21 protein-coding genes, 1 tRNA gene and 1 rRNA gene are annotated in these 19,044 nt (G+C 43.6%); 13 read left to right on the forward strand and 10 right to left on the reverse strand.

Translation table 11 applies throughout. The annotated features are described in order from the left end of the window. Positions 1-87 precede the first annotated feature (87 nt). The 3 genes from KEJ24_03910 to KEJ24_03920 are packed head-to-tail and all read left to right on the forward strand — an operon-like array spanning position 88 to position 3,993. Positions 88-1,293 carry a hypothetical protein gene (locus KEJ24_03910; GenBank protein ID MBS7646961.1) on the forward strand — a complete coding sequence of 402 codons (1,206 nt, stop codon included), beginning with the start codon at positions 88-90 and terminating at the stop codon, positions 1,291-1,293. Then, entirely contained in the window at positions 1,294-2,802 is a 1,509-nt protein-coding gene (locus KEJ24_03915) for a hydroxymethylglutaryl-CoA synthase (protein MBS7646962.1), read from the forward strand. Positions 2,803-2,847: 45 nt separating this feature from the next. Further along, entirely contained in the window at positions 2,848-3,993 is a 1,146-nt protein-coding gene (locus tag KEJ24_03920) for a hypothetical protein (GenBank protein ID MBS7646963.1), read from the forward strand. A 19-nt stretch (positions 3,994-4,012) separates the two neighbouring features. On the opposite strand, the gene KEJ24_03925 is transcribed toward KEJ24_03920, so the two are convergent. The 3 genes from KEJ24_03925 to KEJ24_03935 are packed head-to-tail and all read right to left on the reverse strand — an operon-like array spanning position 4,013 to position 9,187. Then, positions 4,013-5,215: an ABC transporter permease gene (locus KEJ24_03925; protein MBS7646964.1), complete on the reverse strand. Its 1,203-nt coding sequence runs from the start codon at positions 5,213-5,215 to the stop codon at positions 4,013-4,015. Positions 5,216-5,230: 15 nt separating this feature from the next. Continuing rightward, a complete protein-coding gene (locus KEJ24_03930; GenBank protein ID MBS7646965.1) occupies positions 5,231-8,455 on the reverse strand; it encodes a hypothetical protein in 3,225 nt (1,074 codons plus the stop codon). A 27-nt stretch (positions 8,456-8,482) separates the two neighbouring features. Beyond that, entirely contained in the window at positions 8,483-9,187 is a 705-nt protein-coding gene (locus KEJ24_03935) for an ABC transporter ATP-binding protein (protein MBS7646966.1), read from the reverse strand. 320 nt (positions 9,188-9,507) lie between these two features. Here KEJ24_03935 and KEJ24_03940 point away from each other — a divergent pair, with 320 nt between their 5' ends. The 4 genes from KEJ24_03940 to KEJ24_03955 all read left to right on the forward strand — a co-directional run bounded on the left by KEJ24_03940 (position 9,508) and on the right by KEJ24_03955 (position 11,127). Next, positions 9,508-9,693 carry a TRAM domain-containing protein gene (locus tag KEJ24_03940; GenBank protein ID MBS7646967.1) on the forward strand — a complete coding sequence of 62 codons (186 nt, stop codon included), beginning with the start codon at positions 9,508-9,510 and terminating at the stop codon, positions 9,691-9,693. Between the two features lie 21 nt (positions 9,694-9,714). Continuing rightward, positions 9,715-10,005, forward strand: coding sequence for a DNA-binding protein (locus KEJ24_03945; GenBank protein MBS7646968.1), 291 nt, complete (start codon positions 9,715-9,717; stop codon positions 10,003-10,005). 40 nt (positions 10,006-10,045) lie between these two features. Then, positions 10,046-10,300: a TRAM domain-containing protein gene (locus KEJ24_03950; protein MBS7646969.1), complete on the forward strand. Its 255-nt coding sequence runs from the start codon at positions 10,046-10,048 to the stop codon at positions 10,298-10,300. Between the two features lie 116 nt (positions 10,301-10,416). Then, a complete protein-coding gene (locus tag KEJ24_03955; protein ID MBS7646970.1) occupies positions 10,417-11,127 on the forward strand; it encodes a hypothetical protein in 711 nt (236 codons plus the stop codon). Positions 11,128-11,131: 4 nt separating this feature from the next. Here KEJ24_03955 and KEJ24_03960 read toward each other — a convergent pair whose 3' ends face one another. From KEJ24_03960 to KEJ24_03975, 4 genes are all read right to left on the reverse strand, one after another. Further along, on the reverse strand, positions 11,132-11,896 hold the full coding sequence (locus KEJ24_03960; protein ID MBS7646971.1) for a coenzyme F420-0:L-glutamate ligase: 765 nt from the start codon (positions 11,894-11,896) through the stop codon (positions 11,132-11,134). Between the two features lie 98 nt (positions 11,897-11,994). Next, entirely contained in the window at positions 11,995-12,195 is a 201-nt protein-coding gene (locus tag KEJ24_03965; protein MBS7646972.1) for a DUF2283 domain-containing protein, read from the reverse strand. Beyond that, on the reverse strand, positions 12,177-12,467 hold the full coding sequence (locus KEJ24_03970) for a hypothetical protein (protein MBS7646973.1): 291 nt from the start codon (positions 12,465-12,467) through the stop codon (positions 12,177-12,179). Before KEJ24_03970 ends, KEJ24_03965 begins: the two co-directional genes overlap by 19 nt. Before the next feature lie 218 nt (positions 12,468-12,685). Further along, positions 12,686-12,858: transfer RNA gene (locus KEJ24_03975), tRNA-Trp, on the reverse strand. 110 nt (positions 12,859-12,968) lie between these two features. On the opposite strand from KEJ24_03975, the gene rrf reads away from it, so the two are divergent. The 5 genes from rrf to KEJ24_04000 all read left to right on the forward strand — a co-directional run bounded on the left by rrf (position 12,969) and on the right by KEJ24_04000 (position 15,633). Continuing rightward, a 5S ribosomal RNA gene (gene rrf / locus KEJ24_03980) occupies positions 12,969-13,088 on the forward strand. A 104-nt stretch (positions 13,089-13,192) separates the two neighbouring features. Continuing rightward, positions 13,193-13,825, forward strand: a complete 633-nt coding sequence (locus KEJ24_03985; GenBank protein MBS7646974.1) for a sulfite exporter TauE/SafE family protein — start codon at positions 13,193-13,195, stop codon at positions 13,823-13,825. Next, positions 13,770-14,006 (forward strand): sulfite exporter TauE/SafE family protein, encoded by a 237-nt coding sequence (locus KEJ24_03990; GenBank protein ID MBS7646975.1) that lies wholly within the window; start codon positions 13,770-13,772, stop codon positions 14,004-14,006. Before KEJ24_03985 ends, KEJ24_03990 begins: the two co-directional genes overlap by 56 nt. A 43-nt stretch (positions 14,007-14,049) precedes the next feature. Then, positions 14,050-15,189 (forward strand): DUF1512 domain-containing protein, encoded by a 1,140-nt coding sequence (locus KEJ24_03995; protein MBS7646976.1) that lies wholly within the window; start codon positions 14,050-14,052, stop codon positions 15,187-15,189. Between the two features lie 18 nt (positions 15,190-15,207). After that, positions 15,208-15,633 carry a hypothetical protein gene (locus KEJ24_04000; GenBank protein MBS7646977.1) on the forward strand — a complete coding sequence of 142 codons (426 nt, stop codon included), beginning with the start codon at positions 15,208-15,210 and terminating at the stop codon, positions 15,631-15,633. Here the strand turns inward: KEJ24_04000 and map are convergent. Beyond that, positions 15,625-16,521 carry a type II methionyl aminopeptidase gene (map, locus tag KEJ24_04005; GenBank protein ID MBS7646978.1) on the reverse strand — a complete coding sequence of 299 codons (897 nt, stop codon included), beginning with the start codon at positions 16,519-16,521 and terminating at the stop codon, positions 15,625-15,627. The genes KEJ24_04000 and map overlap by 9 nt on opposite strands. Before the next feature lie 80 nt (positions 16,522-16,601). Between map and KEJ24_04010 the strand changes: the two genes are divergently transcribed. Then, positions 16,602-17,273, forward strand: coding sequence for a metal-dependent hydrolase (locus tag KEJ24_04010; GenBank protein MBS7646979.1), 672 nt, complete (start codon positions 16,602-16,604; stop codon positions 17,271-17,273). Positions 17,274-17,289: 16 nt separating this feature from the next. On the opposite strand, the gene KEJ24_04015 is transcribed toward KEJ24_04010, so the two are convergent. Continuing rightward, positions 17,290-17,856 (reverse strand): flavin reductase family protein, encoded by a 567-nt coding sequence (locus KEJ24_04015; protein ID MBS7646980.1) that lies wholly within the window; start codon positions 17,854-17,856, stop codon positions 17,290-17,292. Positions 17,857-17,873: 17 nt separating this feature from the next. Next, complete coding sequence (locus KEJ24_04020; GenBank protein MBS7646981.1) at positions 17,874-18,980, reverse strand: tryptophan--tRNA ligase; 1,107 nt, start codon at positions 18,978-18,980, stop codon at positions 17,874-17,876. Positions 18,981-19,044: the final 64 nt, after the last annotated feature.

Consider the following 19,044-nt stretch of genomic DNA (forward strand, 5'->3'; position numbering starts at 1 on the left):
TTGCCTCATAACCGGTTTTGTCGATGGACACTAAGTTGGCAAACACTTAAAAGTCTTTTATGGATATTGTTGAAAGGTGCTTGGGTGATGGGAAATCGTCCAGTGATTGTTGCCGCTGGAAGGACAAAGTTTGGCGAGCACTACGAGAAGCAGCCTGAACGCTTAATTGAGGAGGCTTGGCTTAGGGCTTCGGAAGAAGCTGGGTTAGAGCGCAAAGACTTAGAGGCTTGCTATTTGTCAGATTATTTTTTGCTTTTAACAAATAAGCTTGGACTTGAGGAAGGCTTCCTGTCCGAGTTGACCGAACTACATGTTCCGATGGATGTGGTGCGCTCCTTTGGTTCAGCTTTTTCTAATGCTTGTAATGCTATTCAAGCTGGAAAATACAACTTGGTGCTTGTGGGTGGAATAGAAAAGATGGCCGACCGTTGGGATAAGATTCGTGACGACCTTATGCTCCTTGAAGACCCCTGGAGCTATTATGCTGGGTGCACACCTGAGGCTAACCACGAACTTATGCTTAGAGCTTACATTAAGCGTTACGGCATAACCAGCGGCGAAAACCTTGAAAAGTTTAACATCGCCTTGGCGCAAATCGCTGTTAAAAATCATTTAAACGCCTTAAAAAACGAATACGCCCAGCTTCAGAGAAAAATAACAGTAGAGCAGGTGTTAGAAGCTAGAAAAGCCGCTAGGCGACCGTTGGGGCTTTACGACTTTGCACCAATATCCGACGGTGCTACAGCTGTGATTTTAGCCAGTGAGGAGATTGCCAAAAAGCTGACGGATAAACTTGTTTATGTGCTGGGTTCAGCCTCGGCAACTGACTATTTAACTTACCCGGCGAGGGAAGATTTAACAAGCTTCCTTGCAAGCCGTCTAGCCATGGACAAGGCTCTGAAAATGGCGGGAATAAGCCTCTGGGACATACAGATTTTGGAGCTTTATGACCAGTCAACAGTCATGGAAATGGTTTCCCTGGAGGATTTGGGCTTCTGTGACCGTGGAACGGCTTGGAGAACTGTTTTTGAAAGTTGCCAAGAGTATAAAGGCTATTACGCGATAGGAAAAAAGAAGCTTTTTGTAAATATGAATGGCGGCTTAAAAGCCGATGGAAACCCGTTAGGTGCAACTGGTGGCGCCCAGATCTACGAAATTTTTAAGCAATTGAGAGGCGAGGCTGGCGGGCGTCAAGTTGTGGATGATCAGCCTTTAAAGTATGGATGCGCACTTGAACTTGGAGGTTTTGGCACCAAGGCTCACGTTCACATTTTTGGATTAGGGGGTGCCTAGATGAGCAGCGAACCTATTGAAAGACGTGTTTCGTATTTAGGCGATAGGCTTAGAGGTAAACGTTGCCAGATCTGTGGAAAAGAATACTTCGAGTTAAGAAACTACTGTGGTAGATGCGGTAGGAAAAGCTTCGGAAAAATGGAGGACATTGACTTTTTCTACGAAAAAGGACGGCTTGAACTTTGCACTTTAATAACCGAGCCTACAAACAAGTTTACAAAGCTTGGCAATTACATTTACGGCATAATTTCATTTCATAACGGAAAAATCAGATTCCCCGGCAGACTAACCGACAAAATAATTAGAGAAGGCGAAGTTGTAGACTTCTCAAGTCTTGAAGGTAGAGAAGTTGTCCCAAGGTTTAGGAGACGCTATTCCGTTGAAAAAAGCGAAATAATCCCGACAATCTCGTTGGCTTTCACTTTTGCCGATGAATATTATCCACATCAGGAATATTGTCCAATGAAACCTAACAAGGAATATGCCACCCCCGGCATTGTCGGTTACGGTGTTTATACCTCAAAGTTTAGAATAAAAGAGAGCAACATGGAAAGAGCTGTTCCATTTATAGACGAGGACGCTATTACCGCGGCTGTTGAGGCTGGAAAACTTGCATTAATTCACTCGGGCGTTGACAGTTCACTTATCGGTAAAGTTTACGTGGGTTCGGAATCAAACCCCTATGCTGTTAAGCCAATTGCTTCAAAGGTCGCCCAAGTTCTCAAATTAGGAGAGGAGGACGATGATGTTCAAGGCGTGGATGCTGTAGATACTGAGTTTGCATGTAAGGCAGCTACAAGCATGTTCAAGGATGCTATTTCCCTTGTAAGTTTTCCAAAGATGGGTGTAGCATACGCTATGGTTATCGGAGCGGATAACTCACAGGCAGCTCCAAGAGACAATCCAGGGGGGGAACTTGACTTCTTTGTTGGTTTTGGCGGATGCGCCTATATTTTCGGGAAAACAGACGTTATAGCTGAACTTGAGGGCTGGTATTCTTGCACTTCCGATACTCCAGACTTTTGGCGACGGGATGGCGAACTCTATCCCATGCATGGCGGACGCTTTACAGGCGATCCTGCCTATTTTAAACACGTTCGAAAGGCGGCAATGAAACTTATGGAAAAGCTGGGTTTACAGCCAAGTGACATAAACTATTTTGTGGCTCATCAACCTAATGTTGCCTTTCCCGTTCGGGTAGCCAAAGAACTTGGCTTTAAGGAGGAACAGTATCTTCCATCCTTACAAGTGGCAAAGTTTGGCAACACCTATTCAGGTTCATCACCTATAGGTTTGGCAGCAGTTCTTGACATTGCAAAGCCTAATGAGCGCATTTTGATAGTCAGTTATGGTTCTGGAGCTGGAAGCGACGCCTATTCTTTCATAACGACAAGTCAAATCGTCGAGAAAAGGCGGCGTCAAAAAATGACTGTTAGGTATCAGGCGGAAAACCCGTTCCTTGAATATGTGGACTACACAACCTATCGACGGCTAAAACTCGGCATGTAGGAACCTTTAATAAAAAGTTAGCCAAATCATGCGCGGGTAAAAGCATTGGTTATCGGTGAAATATTCAAAGTCATATATGCACCTCGCGAAGCCTTTAAAGAAATAGCTCAAAACCCCAAATACCTTGGGCCATTATTAGTAATGATCCTTTTTATTGCAATAAACCTTGGATCAGCCTACATACTTGCGGCGAAAACTTATGTGGAGGCAACGGTGCCCCCTCTATCACTGGAGCAAAAAGATTTATGGACTGAAAGCACAACGTTTTGGCAACCGGTTGATAATGCAAAATGCTCAGAAAACTTTGTTGATCATATTTCCGGAAAATATTATGGAAATCTAAGCATCGAATTTTCAGCTGATCAAAACAGCCAAATCGCCATGGAACTGCGCAACATTACCGGAGTATACTGTTCCCTTAAAGGCGGCTATACAAGGCTCTATTTAAGGGTGAAATGGACAAGTCCAAGTAGTTCGCCAAATAATGTTTCGTTACATCTTTATTCCGATTCTGCAATTTTTTTCCATGACATAACTGATTACTTTTCCAATGCTGCCTTTGATGTTTGGAACAACTTGACAATTTCGCTTCCAGAGAGTCTGCTTGAAAATATTAACTGTAGGAACATCACCGGTTTAAAGCTGGGGTTCATGTGGAGCCAAAAGTCAAACATAAGAGTTCTGATTGACGGACTATTCTTCGGTGGTCCTTACAAGCCTCTCGTGGAGGACAAAGCCATTTACCTTGCCAACCAAGCTGTCTACTCGTTCATGCAGTTCTTTTTAAGGTGGTTTTTATTTGGCGGGGTGATTCACGTTTTTATGAGAATTTTTAGAGCTAAAACCGTTTGGCGTGTTACCCTAATTCTGTCCGGTTTCGCGTTAATAACTATGCTTGTTCAAGCTGTAATAGGTGCAGCGGTCTTCTCGGCGTTGCCGACGATCAAATATTCTTTCGAACTTATGGGTGGAGTCGAAGGCGAATCCCAAGAGGCTTACAATAGAATTTTAGAAGAATCCTCACTTGTGTTTCAAATTTATAATATCTTGCAAATTGTCATGATCATGTGGACTATAGTGTTGTGCGCTATCGCCATTCGCTTGACAGCAGAGCTTCCATGGACGTCAAGCTTTTTAATAGCGTTTACAGCATACTTTGCAGCTCTTTTCATTGAAAGTTTTCTAATGTGAGGGCTAGCCTTTCGCACAGTTACTCATATCTTAGGGCTACTACTGGCGGTATTCTTGATGCCCTGTAAGCTGGAAGAACACCACCAGCCAAACCTATTAAAACCGTTAAGGCCAGAGTTTGAGTTATAAGTGTTGGTGTTATTAATGGGTTAAGCTGTAAGGTTATGCCCTCCCCTATCCCGCCTATCGTGAAACCTCTTGATGAAAGTATGTAAGCACCAACAACTCCTAGAAATATGCCAGCCGCGCCACCCACTAGACTCATAACGATAGACTCCATAAGAATTAACAGCAAAATTTGCCCGTTGGTGTAACCTATTGCCTTCATAACCCCAATTTCTCTGGTGCGTTCCATAACTGAAGTAATCATTGTAGCAGCCACACCTGCTACAGCAACTGCAAAGGCTGAAAGCGAGGTTGAAAAGTTTATGAAATTTATCGCTCCGGTGACGCTGGAAACAGCTTCTGCTATGGAGCTAAACGCAATTATCTGGGCTTTATCCTCGTAATGCTGCCGTAGAATGGAGACTATGGGTTTAACGTTGGCTGGGCTGTCAGCCAAAACAAGAATTCCCGACCACCGGTCCATCCCAAGAAGCCTCTTGCCAGCCTCTAGGCATACAAAAATTGTTGAGTCCGGGTCGACGATTAATGCGCCACCATACTCCTTTAATATAGCACCCACTATAACGTATCTGGACATTCTGTCAATTATTTTTCCTTCCTTAATCCTTGGGACTGTTAAAGATATACCATCGTCTATGTAAAAGCATCTCTCATTATCTCTGTATGCTATCTTTCTACCGATAATTGCCCTTGAGATTTCTGTTTCTGCGGGTATAACACCCTCATCGACTTCTAGGCTTCCTATAGCTTCAAAAAGCAGGCTATATTCAACTGCGAATATTGAAACTCTAACGTCCTCAGTGTCACGTTTCACTATCCCTTGGGTATTGTAGAAAGGTTCAACCCTCTTAACTGCCTCTATAGTTCTGATATAATTTAGATCTTCTTCATCAAGTCGATAGTTTTCCGTTGGAAAGATTGCAATCGCGTTTTGTCCCAAAGAAGTTATTCTCTCCTCTATGTAATTAGAATAGCTTCCAACAACCGAACTCATCATGACTAGGACTAGTGGGCCGATGGCTATGCCTGCTATCGTTAGAGCCGCCCTCATCCTTCTTTCGCTTAAAGCTTTAAGCGAAAGCCGAACAAAGTCCATAAACATTTCCGCATTTCACCGTTGCCCCATCATTTCGGGAGGCATGCTTCCCTCAATTCTAGTTTTCTTCATCATTCTATAAATTAGCAGGATTGACACAACCAAAAAGACAATAACCCCAGCAACAATAACCCATCTTTCAATCGGCCATTTTTCCTCTTCTGCTGTTGGGGATACCGCTTCCTCTCGCTTTGCTATGGTGACGCTAATTTCTTTTGATTCTTCCTCGTTGAAAATATTGTAATACCGTACTGTTAGAATGGCGTTTTCATTATACTCATTTATGTCCACTCTGAAGGCAATCTCTTCGCCTGGACCAATATCACCTATATTTTCAGAAGCTGCTGTATCTCCTATTTTCAGTTCTACTTCAACTCGGTAGGCGGTTGAGGAGCCATAGTTGATTATGGTTCCAGTCACGGTTGATGATACGTTTGTTCCAGTTGCCTTAACACTTCTTATGACGAGTTCTATGAATGGTTCCACGACAATCGTTACGGAGTTGTTGAAGGTTCGATAGTATCCGCTTGCGTCCCTATAGACGACTGAAACCATAAGTGGGACCGGCCCGTACGTTATGTAGGATGCAGCACCAGTTTGAGTGTAAAATCCTAGCGGGTTATATGCCAATGTTAATGGTATTGTGCATGGCTCATCAGGGTTTATTCTATGAATGTAGTTCACTGCCGGAGAGGCTATCAGAGTTGGGTTTCCTTGGTATGGTGAAACTACTATGTAAGCGTCGTACATGGGTGTGCTTCCATGATTCACGATCGTAAGAGTTGTGTTTACATAGCGGCTTTTAACGCTCACGCTTTTGTTAACGGCTACTTCAATATAGCCCGCTCTGCCAAGCACTGTGACTGGGACTGTCAATTGGATTTCTCTGTTTCCACCCCATGAGTCAATGTATGAAAGTGTTCCGTTAAACTTGTAGTCGCCGACTTCAACGTTGAAAATATTTAAGCTAGCCATGAAGGTTAAAATGTCACCTCGGCTGTAAGTCTGCGTTGGGTTTGCGTATTGAGCGCTAAGAAAAGCGTTTAGAATTTCCGTAAGATCCAATGTTTGCAATTGTTGAGGTAACTGCACTGATAAAGGCGGAGTTTTAACTCTTGTGGAGTTATTTACCGCATTGCGGAAACCGTTTGGCAGTTCAAGCTCAAGCACGACACCCCTTAAACCATCCACGTAGACGTTTCTCACCATTATCATAAGGTGGGCGCCGTAGGTGTATGGCCCGACACTACCCTCATACCATCTAGTTTCCACATGCTCAAGGGCTGAGTTGTCATCGTTAACCATTATCTGCACATCAAATTCTTCGACGCATCTAACACCGGGACCGCCGGAAAGCAGTATACAGTCAACAGTTAAGTTTGCGTTATAGCTTCCTGGTGGCACATCCCCAACCGATATTGTAAAGGATGCCGTGAACGTGGCTAAGCTTCTAACTGGCCCTTCAATGTAGGCGGTGGCTTCGCTCTGTCCCTTCGAGGTTATGCCGTATGGAAGTTTAAATTTGAGATTTATTCCACCAAGAGAATATGGTGCTCGATTCGCCAATGTCACCTGGTAGGTGGTGTTACTAGTCTTTGGAAAAACGTTAAAATTGTTTTGCCAGCCAGCGCTAATAAGAGATAACACGCTTTCGGAGGCTGGATAATTTTCAACGGGCAAAAAAGTTGTGAAATTTCTAACAAGGCTTATGTGAGTTCCAAATTCGGTGAACAAGTAACTCGCAGAAACTTTTACGGTTACTGTCGGTGAGGTTGTGTTTATGTCGAAGTAAAGGATCGCCGTGCAGGAACCGCCGCTTGCGACGGTTGTGGCACAAACTTCTGAATCCTTAATTGGCGTAAGATGTTGAGAGAAAGCGTTGACCGTAACGCCCCAAACCGGATAGCGTCCCTTATTGGCAAACCTTAAAGTTAAGGGTACGTAGCGTGAAGTTGAATAAACTGGTGCGGGATCTGGAGAACCCCAATAAGCCTCAACAAGCGTTAACTCTGAAATGTGGCTGTGTGGGCTTTCAATGTTTATTGGGAAGAAAACGGTTTGATTCATGGGAAAAGAGGATCCGCCAACAATTTTGAAGTAGATTATATCTAAAATGCCATTACGCTTAGTCAAGTTCATGTTTGGGGAGACATCCACGGTCAAGTCAACAAAACATGTTCCGCCCGCGGTCATGCCATTTATGTATGTTCCTGAAATGGCTCTGAGCGTTATGCCTTCTGGAAATGTGGCGTTCACAATCATGGTGTTTATGGCTTCTGGTAGCCTATTAACAAGGTAGATTCTCAAAACAACACCCCTAGCTGAAGGCAATAGCGGAGATGGCTCTCCGTTATAGAGTGTATTCACAAACGCTAACATAACGGGCTCTTCTGGAGGTGGGGCTTCCACATTTACTGAGGCGGTTAATGTTGTGTTTTTGCTGTAGGTTACGTCGTCTTCAGTTCTGGCGCTGCAGTCAGCAAAGATAACCGCTGTGTATGTTCCGACGGAAGCGTTTGATGGTATAGATATGCCCGTGAAAGTTAAGGTGAAACGTTCTCCCTTGTTAACGAGTCCGGTGCTCGCCCGTGGATTTTTAACGGTGAACCCATTTAGGCTGGTGAGTTTAAAATATGCAGAATTTATAGTGCTGCCGTTATTTTCCAAAACCACGTATAGGTTTGTGTCTACAGATCCAGGATAGGCGGCTGGCGAAAAATAGGAATCCACAACCCTCAATGAAATCTCCGGGTATGGTGAAACGTTAATTTTTATTTCATTTGAATGTAAATCGTAAAGCTGAGTGGTGCCTCTCAGATAAGTTATGTTTAAAGTTAATGCATGATCGCCTTGAGGTAAGCTTTCAGAAAAATCTAGTAAATACTCAAAAGTTACAACCATGCCGAAGCTAACTTCTCTGACCACGCTTCCATTGAACCTCGCCGGAGAGGATATGTCGCTTCCAGAACTGAAACTGATGCCTTCATGTTCTATTATTAGCCGTCCGAAAACCATTGTAGCGCTGGCTATGCTATTTTGATATTCTACCTCAATTTTCAAGTAAACTCTCCTGCTGCCAGGGTAAATGTTTGAAGTGCCCGCTGAAGATCTGGCATAATAACTTCTTATAGCGAAATCTGAAGAGTTTCCAAAAGCTATTTCGTTGATGAGCGTGTATGTAAACTGTAATGTGAAAACCGCAATCAACATGATGATTAAGATTTTCTTTAGAGCTTCCAAGGCTTACTCCCCCCTAAAGGCTGGTTTTCATTCCTTGCTTATAAGGGATTCCGACTTTTTAGCAAGGAACTCACCTCTAATTTCTCCGTCTCTTATGACATATATTTTATCCATGCAGTTCGCCACCTCCGGATCATGTGTAACAACAACCACGGTGTGGCCAGCCTTATTGAGGTTTAGGAAAGTTTCCACCACCGTTTTAGCTGAGGCTCTGTCCAAGTTGCCAGTCGGCTCGTCAGCCAACAAAACAACAGGTTTTCCAACAATGGCCCTAGCTATCGCGACCCTTTGTTGCTGTCCACCGGAAAGCTGGTTTGGCTTTTTGTAAAGCCAACTTTCTTCTCCACCCGCTTTGGATAACGCGTCTAGGACCATCTTTGCCCTTATACTGCGTGGTATACCTCTAGGTATAAGAGGTAACTCAATATTTTCAAATACTGTTAACCTGTTGACAAGGTTAAACGTTTGGAAGACAAAACCAAGTTTAGTGTTGCGCAGATTCGCCAGAGTTTTGTCGTCAAGCCTTGAAACGTCAATTCCGTCAAAGAAAATCTTGCCTTTCGAGGGTCTGTCCAGGAGCCCTATCATGTTTAGGAGGGTCGTTTTCCCGGAGCCTGAAGGCCCCATTATGGCGATGAGCTGCCCATTATACACTTGAAAATTCACTCTTTTTAAAGCCACACTTGAAATGGCGCCAACTCTGTATTCTTTGTAAACGTCCACTAGCTGAATTATCGGTTTTGTCTCCGTTTTTTCTTGCAATTTTAAGCCTCACACCGTCGCTGGTATTAAGCCTAATAAGATGCCATGTTATATACTGTTTACTCTAGCAAGATTTATATGCATGGATGTTGTCTGTACAAACAAGCCTCAGCCTAAAACTCAGTGTTTCCAGCGAGGCACTTGAGTTTTCGGCTTGAAGGCTTGTTCCGCGATAAGGACGAAAAAACAGTATGCCACGAAGGCTTCCAGAAAAGACAAAAAACATTGAAAGAAAACCGCGACGGTTTGGGAGTAGTAGACGCTTCAACCCCGGTAGACCCTATTTTCAAATGGCTCCTGTTAAAGAAAACCAAGAGCTGGAAGTGGTTATAGATGACATTGGAAGCAGGGGAGATGGCATAGCACGTATTCAAGGCTACTTGATTTTTGTTCCAAACAGCAAGATAGGTGAACGCGTCAGGGTGCGTATTCTGTCCGTCGGCGGAAAATTTGCTATCGCGGAAAGAATAACATAAACCTAGCTGGATGGTGAATAAGTGAAAATTAAGGAACTGCGAAATGGAATGAAACGTGTAAATATTAAAGCCAAAGTCATAGATAAAACTACCCCACGCGAAGTCATCTCAAGGTTCAAAGACACAACTCACAAGGTGGCAACAGCCATAATCGCAGACGAAACAGGAACCGTAAAGCTGACACTTTGGAACGAGCAAGTAGATCAAGTAAACATCAACGACACCGTCAAAGTGGAGAATGGTTACGTGACAAGTTTCAAAGGCGAAATTCAACTTAACGTTGGAAGATATGGAAAACTTACAGTCGAATAGCTCGCGGAACGTTTTATCCACGCATAAGAGGTGAACACGTATGGAAGAAAGAAGAGGGTTTGGCGGAAAGAGAGGCTTCGGAAGAGGCGGACCAAGACGCTTCCCACCAAAACCAGTGGAGATAGGCAAGGAATACGAAGTAGACGTTACAGAAACAAGTCGGCGAGGCGAAGGAATAGCCCGAATTCAGGGACTAGTAACCTTCATACCAAACACCAAACCAGGTGATCATGTCAAAATAAAAATAACAAGAATAAGCCGGAGATTCGCCGAAGCCGAAGTAGTGACCCCCTAGGAGAAAAACACAACAAACCAATTATCACCGCTGTTTTACACACCCTTATTTTCAACTTCAGACCGCAAAATTAATTACCGATTTTATATAAGCCCCACGGGCAAGGGTAGGCTAAAATGGAAGTTGCTGAAGCAAACACTACCAAAAATCGGCATATAACAACCTCAAAACAACTAGCCTTAGCGGTTTGCTTTTCAGGCTTATACACGATCACATGTTTTATTCCTATCTTCCGAATAGTTGGTTCACAAAACTTCATAACATTAGCAGCTGTGCTTGCCCCTATAATGGGAATTTTGTTCGGGCCTCTGGTAAGCGCAACGGCTACTCTTGTTGGCGGCTTTATAGGGTTTTTTGCAGGGGCTCTATCACCACCAAGCCTTGTCTCTGGCGTAGTTGCCGGACTATTTGCAGGCTTCCTTCAAGTGAGGAAGAGAAAATTGTGTATTTTCTTTTACATAGTCTTGCTTCTTGTTTTCGGTCTTTATCCGCTTGTGGGACCAGTTTGGCTATTTCCGCCTTACATGTGTTTTCAAGCGGTGGGGCTTTTAATTCTAATCTGGCTGGCTCGGAATAGACGCAACATAAACCTCCCTGTCAAGTTTTTGATGCTCTCCATGGCATCAACCTTGGCTGGCCAAATTGCAGGTTCCTTGACTTTCGAGGTGCTTTATTGGCCATTTATTCTGCCTGACTTGAATGTTTGGAAGGCAATATGGCAAGCGACGACGTTCATCTATCCCGTGGAACGTATTCTCATAGCGTTTGGCTCTACCATTATTGGAGTTGCAGTCCACAAAGCCCTACAGAATGTTGGGCTCGTTTAAGAGTTTAATAGCCATGGCCGAATGCGCTCATAAAAACGCATTGGTTATTAGGTAAAGCCAAATCTTCAGGACCGTAAAAACCATCATCAAACTTTAGAGGGGCTTCCTTAACAAGCACGACAGGGTTTCTTTCAGCAGATTCGCCCATGAGCAAGTGAGCGGCGGATGCCAAGTCTTCGGCAACTGCGCGTTGCGTGATCACTATCTCTTTTCCATATAGGTCTTTTAATCCTCGATAGTCCTCTATAGGTTTAAAGCCAGCGACAGCCAAAGCGATACCTATAGTTCCCTTTCTCAACGGTATTAAGCCACTATCAACGATCATAACTGCCACCTTCTTTCCAGTTCTGCGAAGGATTTCTTCCCTTAACTGCTTGGCTGTCTCCTTAACGTTTTCAGGCCACAAAACAGCATGGTCCAATGGTGCATTCTTATTGTCTATACCTGCATTAACCGTTAACACATGATTTTTGAGTGTTAAAACAGCCTTCTCAACACCACCGTAGATCACGTCCGCTTCACGTAATATCAACTCTGCAAACTCCTTTCGAAGAGAGAACTTTTCAGCAAGTTCCACTGCCATTTTAGAAGGTTTCACATCACCAAATTTAACAATACGACCCTGTGCATACGCCACAATCTTTGATGCAAAAACCAGAACATCATTATCCTCCAATGGAAGCTTCTGTTCAGACAGCGCCTTCAAAACTATATCAACAAGATTGTCGCCAATTCGCACAAGTTTAGTCCTAATAGCGTACAACTTCATGTGTCAATCATCACCTTACCATACAACTAATTTTACGAATCAACATTAATGGTGGGGCCGGATAGATGAAAACTTACGTTTAAATTTTACAAATCAAATTATTTTTTGAGTGCTCTGGCTTTGAAGTTTGTTATGGTTATGCCTACTATTTCGTTGTCTGCTATGCGGTAGATTATTCCATCCTCAACTTCAACGCTATCTTGGGCTTGTCTGGGCTTTCCAAAGCTTATATATAGCACATCCGCTTCTTCGTCGTAGTCCAAATCAATTTTTTCTAGGCTTACCGCAACTTTTTCCATACTATTTCGCCTTTAGCCCTAGCTACATTAGAAGTGAAGTAGGCGGTTATAATAACCTTTTCTTCGCCTTTTTCACGGTAAATAACAATGAGATACTTCGGTCTAATATGGAGGTTGGCGTAAAATTTTAAAGCTTTAAACTCGCCCCTCAACCCTTTAATAATTAAACCAGGATCTTGAACCGCCATAGCTATTTCATGCGTGTAACGTGCAACTTCCGGATGCCTACTAACAATATGATTAAGAACCTTTCTAGATATTTTTATGCTCATTGCTTTCATCTTCATATGCTAGATTATTTAGGTTGCAATATTTCTAAGCTACAAGAGGTTACTTGGCTTACGTTATTTAAAAGGGAAATACGAATTAGCATTGACTTTTGTAAAATTTAAATGGTCAAAATAATCCAGCCGTCTCGTGTTAGGCAAGTTTCTTACTCTGTTTTTGCGAAGCCGCTGCATAAAAGTTACTTTGAAATTGCTTAAAAATGTGGGGCCGGCCGGATTTGAACCGACGACCTTTCCCCGAAACAGCCATCTGAAGGCTGTTTCTACGGGTTTCTCTACCGACCGCTCCAGAACCTCTTCACTCCGCATAGCGGTCCGCAAACCCGTGTAGACGTGTTCTGGAGCCCGTCGTCATACCTGCCTAGACTACGGCCCCTTGATGGTTCGCTTAAAATCTACTTGAAAAAGAACAGATATATGTGTTATTCTTTTTGAATTAGGCGTTACCGAAAAGTTAATGTGGAATGGTTTAGGGTGTATTTTGGGGTTGCCGGCCATAGGGCGCGGGACCCACCCGATCCCATTCCGAACTCGGAAGTTAAACCGCGCTCCGTTCCCGGCAGTAGTGTGGTCTTCGGCCACGCGAACCCGGGAAAGCCGGCAGCCCTGTTCTCACTTGTTTGTTCTAATCTTTATTTAGGCATGCCTTAAATAGTGGACACGTTAAACATATTCTTTCTCTGATGTCATAATCTGCTTGAGGCTTTGGCATGTTGGAATGGCTATTGCCCTTGTTCGGCTTTATTATAAGCATTGCTGCGGCAGTTACTGGTGTTGGAGGCGGAATATTTATTGTGCCCTTGTTGACGCTTCTCTATAATTTTGAGCCGGTTGTAGCTATTGGCACAAGTTTGGCCGTAATAATTATCACTTCCTTGGCTTCATCGGCGAGTTACTTAAGACAGAAACGTGTTTACGTTAGGGCCGGGCTAGTTTTAGCTTGCTCCTCTTCTCTAGGCGGCTACACTGGGGCGGCAATTACAGCTTTTGCAGCGGTGAAAATGTGGCTTGGAGTACTTTTTGGAGTTTTTTTAATGTTTGTTGCATTTCAAATAACGTATAAAGCTTTGCGGGCAAAATCTGTGAAGGCTTCAGAAATGATTGATCCGGCCTTTGAGGAGATGCTTCTTAAAGACTTGAAACGGATGTTTTTGGGTTTGTTACTAAGTTTTTTTGGAGGTTTTGCCTCAGGGCTTTTGGGCATAGGTGGGGGTCGTCCTTGTGCCAGTTATGTGTTATTCGCTCGGTTTTTCAATTTATTTTTCGATCCCCACATCCATGTTTATAATGGTTTTTACGTCTATTTTCGGCGTGGCCAATCACTTGCAGCAAGGGCATGTTAATTCGCTCTATGCTGTTTATCTCGGCATTGGCTCGGTTGTTGGTGCTCCGGTGGGTGCCTACATCAGCAAGCGGCTTTCAAGTAAAGGTTTAAGTTTTATTTTTGCTGCCATGCTTATTGTGGCAAGTGTAAACATGATGCTTAAGAATCTGAATTTTGCATATCTACTTGGAATATCCTAAAACTTATAACTAAGATTTTGCTAGTTTCACGGAAGGTGAGTTTGTGATCATCGCGGTCGTATGGGTCGTACTGCAAAGTTGGTTGTTACAGATTCCGGGAGACCTGCTCTCCCAGATTTTCTCAGCTGTGTTCATAATCATGTTGTTTATTTCTATGTTTTACGGTCAGAGGCTTCAGCTTCATATTTGGCTCAAGGAGATTGAAGGTTCTCTCTACAAACTGAAGTATATTAGGGATGAGGGACGGAGAATAGCCATTGATGCAATTAAGGAGATTGGAAAGCCTCAAGCCGATCCTACGCCTAGGGTCGACCGTTTCCTTGAATATTTCACTATTTCGCCTCAAAGTCTTGACCCGGTTGGTATCGTTTGGAAGTTAGAGCACATTTTGGATGTTAGGGATGAACGGTTTAAGGATGAAGTTAAGCTCTTGGCGCCTTCTGCTGATGAAACACAGGTGAATAATTTAGAGAACACCCTTGAAGCTGCTATGGCTTTAAACTATATTTACAAGGTTATTAGACATTACTTTTTGCTTGGAAAGAAGACATTAAGCCTATACGTTATAATGCAAATTCAAATGATACTGCCCCTGGTGATGCGGGAGGCTGAAGCCTACGCCAGCGCCCTTAAAGCTTTTGCCTATGGCCAGCCCATAGGTGACGGGGTTGGCGCCCTTGTAGCTGCTAAGCTTATGCATGGCTACCCCATTAGAAAAGTGCCGAAAGACTGTGTTGTAGCAACTGTTCCAATAGAGGGAAGAACCGCCTATGTGATAAAAGCTGAGGGTCCAGGTGGCAACGTTGGCAAACCAGGAGACGCCATTAAAGCAATCATTGAAGAAAATGAGGGTAAAATTGCCAACATTATCATGATTGATGCTGCTTTGAAACTTGAAGGTGAAGAAATAGGTGATGTGGCCGATGGTGTCGGTGCGGCTATAGGCGGACCTGGTGTAGACCAGTTTAAGATTGAAGAAACAATATTAAAGTATCGAATACCAATAAACGCCGTAATAATTAAAGAGGACATTGGCGACGCGGTTTCCCCTATGCGAAGGGAAATATTTGAGGCTGCGGATAAAGCCATTGAAAGGATTAAGCAGCTTATACTTGAAAGAACAAAAGAAGGTGACAAGGTTATAATCTGCGGTGTTGGAAATACGATAGGCATAGGACAGTAATGATGGAGGAGATATCTGTTGAGTCAAGCTTCCTCTGAACCTTCGCCTGCTGTAAAAATTTCATCATTCGTTTTGATTGCAATAATTGTTACGTTAGTTGTCGCCATCATGGCGCTTGCGAATGCAATTCAAGCCTATTTTAATGGAAACTTAGAAGTTGCCACAGTTCTTTTGATAATAGGGTTCATAGGTGTGGGTGCATGCACTTACGTCCTTTTCCAAATGAGACAGCGTATAATACGGTTAAGAATAGAGGCACCGCCGATAACAACAACTATTGAATGTCGAAAATGCGGCTTTAAAACCGTTAGGGCTTTCCAGCGAGGCGATTATATTTTTAAGGAGGTTGATATCTGCCAAAAATGTAACGAGAAAATGTTGATAACCGCCATCTACCGGGAGGTTCGCGAAAAAGTAAAGGCATCCTCTCCATTTTTACGTTAACATTATACAGCCATTTTCAACTATTAACACAGTGTGCTCCGCTTGGGCGACTGGTTTACCGCTTGCCTCTACAAAAACCGGATAACCCATAACAGCCTTCGAAAGTAAGAGTTCTCTAAAGGCTTCTCTAAAATGTTGTTGAGGTATTACACCTTGAAGCCATCTTTCAGCGAATGGTAATGTTTTGAAGGTCTCCTCAATATATTGCAAAAGTTTTTTCGCGTAGTGGTTTTTCATGGGCTTTTGTTTCACGAAACGGAATATCGTAACTTCGCTGCTGTTTTCCACTTTTCCAATAGCGTTTTGCGTTGTTACAAAAGGTTCAATAGCATAAGCTTCTCCCGGCCTAACTTTTGCGATGGAAACATGCGCCACATTTGGTAATGATGTGCCGGCATGTACTAAAAACCGGCCAACTTGATGTCCCGTCAAGTTTGAGATTGGCTTATAACCTCTAGATTTTATGGCATGCTCGATAATGGCGCCGAGTTTTGAAGTTGACATGTGAGGCTGAATATTTTCAATAGCTTTTTTCAAAGCATGTTCAGCTGTTTCCACCATATCCTTTAATTCATGATTGAAACATATTGTTACCGCTGTATCAGTCACGTAACCGTCCACATGGGCACCTATATCCACCTTTACTAGGGAGTTTTCTGGGATTCGTCTTTCGTCACCTGGTGGCGAAGTATAGTGGGCTGCAACTTCGTTTATTGAAATGTTACATGGGAAAGCTGGGTTTCCACCCTTCCGTCTAATAAGTTCTTCCGCTTTTTCACAGATCTCTATGACAAGCATGTTTTCACGGATGAAGCCCTTGAGCTCTTCACGAGTTTCGCGAAGGATTTTGCCAGACTGGCGAAGCTTTTTTAGGGCTTCTTCTTCCAAGCTTTTCGGTGCGCCTCCACTTTAAACTTTATTAACCTAACAAGAGCCTTAAAAGGTTTGATTGGAGGGATGCTTAGATAATGGCAAAAGCAACATGGTTTGGACACGCAGCCTTTAAGCTTGAGTTAGCTGATAAAACAGTTTTGATAGATCCTTGGCTTGACGGTAATCCAACATCGCCTATAAAAGCCTCTGAAATAGACAAGGCGGACATTGTTTATGTTACACATGATCATGGCGACCATTTAGGCGACGCAATAGCAATATGCAAAAGAACAGGTGCCACTTTTGTGTCAACGTTCGAGCTTGGCAACTATGCCAGCGAAAGCGGGGTTCCAGATGTTGTTGGACTAAATATTGGGGGCTCAGTGGAAATTAAAGGCATAAAACTACACGTTGTGCATGCTTTCCACACATGTTCAAGGGGGGCTCCCACAGGAGTTATTGTTGAAGGTGAAGATAAAACGGTTTACCATGCAGGGGATACTGGACTTTTTGGTGATTTGAAATTTATTGGACAATTTTACAAGCCGAACTTGGCGCTCCTACCTATAGGAGGCTACTACACCATGGGCGCTTCAGAAGCGGCCGAAGCTGTTAAACTCTTAAAGCCTAAGTCCGTTATTCCAATGCACTATAAGACTTTTCCAGTGCTGGCGCAATCGGCTGACGAATTTGTAGAACGAGTGAAGAAAAAAGCACCTAGGATTAAGATTGTAGTTCTAAATCCCGGTGAAAGCTTCGAATTTTAAGCTTCTGTTTTTCTTTTTAGATTTTAGCGGTGAAAATTTTCGGTTCCAGTGTTGCAAATTCGTTTCCGCCAATGTGGAAAATCATTTTAGCCTTTTCGAGATTGTAACCTGCTTCGCTAAAACAGTCTCTGTCAGCGTAGGCTTCAACAACCTCGCCGACAAAAATTGTGTGGTCCCCCGTTGGAAATCTGCTGTGAAGCTTGCATTCTAAGTGGGCAATGCACTCTTTTATAATGGGTGGCTTAACTTTCTTGGCTGGAAGAGGTGTTAAACCAGTCTCCTTAAACTTGTTATGGCTTCTCCCGCTTACCCGTCCACAGTAAAGTGTTGCCTTCAAAATGTCCATGGTTGGGATATTCACCACAAACTCACCGGTCTCCTCAATGAGGCTGTGCGAGTGTCTGCCAGGCGCGATGCTAACTGCGATAAGCGGTGGATTAATGGACGTTGGCATAGCCCAAGCTAAAGTGATAATATTGGGGTTTCCCTCCTTACCAACACATGACACTAGAACCGTGTGCATAGGGTGAACAAGTCTGTAAGCGTTTGACAAGCCAACGTTAACTACATCTTTTTCCTTCATTTTGGCTTCTCTCCCTTCTAACGTTTCAAGTGGAACTTGTCTATTATGTTTCTGGCTTTCTCTCTTCGTTTCTGGTGTTCAGTTAAAAACTTTACAACTCTTTCAGTTAATTCTGTTTTGCATTCGCCGCAGAGGATTTCTCCAGCTCTGCATTTTCTTTCTCTTTCTACAAGTCTGCTGTCATTCTCTTCGAAAAGGAAATAGAAGTATTGAAAGATAGAGCAGATGTTGGGGTCTCCGCCCATTTTCCGCTGTTCGGCCACGGTGGGTTTGCCACCGGTGAAGGCATTCCAAATTTTACGTTTAACAACGTTAGGCGGGTCTATGGTGAATATGGATGTTTCAGGCTCTGACGCGCTCATTTTTCCACCGACACCAAGTCCTGGCAAAAAGCGGCAGTGAATCTGGGCGGGCTTATAGTAGCCAAGCTTAGGCGCTACGTCGCGGGTTATCCTCCAGTAGGGATCCTGATCGATGGCTGCCGGGATCAATGCTGGAACATTTTCGCCTGTTAGTTTGGCGTGGATAAAGCATGGAACTGCTTGAATGGCCGGCCAGAAAATCCAGCCTATGTTGGTGCTTTCTTGAAAGCCGAAGGTAGCTTTTGCCGTTGAATAAGTTACGCGTTTGGCCACTTCGAGAGCTATGTCGTAAAGTACGCCAATGTCCTCCACGTCGAAGATTATGAAGGTTTTTTCAGGTTCGAAGCCTAAAGCGATTAGGTCTAAAGCGTTTTCGTAGGCAAATCTTCTCGTGTCTTCAAGTTTAAGCTCGTCGTCTACAACGAACTTCTCGTCGTCCGTCATCTGGAAATACAGCCTAGTTCCAAATTTTTCCTGCAAGTGCTTCGTGAAAATCCATGGAACTAAATGTCCAATGTGAACTGGGCCGGATGGTCCTCTGCCCGTGTAAAGGACAAATCGTGTCCCTTCCTCATATAAGTCTAGAACTGTGTCTAGGTCTCGGTGGGAAAAGAAGATTCTGCGCCTAAGCTGAAGGTGAAGCTCACCAGTGTATTTGGCTATTTTTCGTAATAGTTCTTCAGTTAGTGGTTGAGTTCCAAACTCGCGAATCAAGCGTTCATAGTCTACTTTGCCCCTAACTTCCCAGGGAGTGACGATCATTTCGTTTTTATCTTCGTTGGTCAACCCGGCTCCTCTCTGGTTTTTCTGGCTTCTAATACAAGCC

The organism is Candidatus Bathyarchaeota archaeon (genome assembly GCA_018396705.1).
Taxonomy (GTDB): domain Archaea; phylum Thermoproteota; class Bathyarchaeia; order Bathyarchaeales; family Bathycorpusculaceae; genus DRVP01.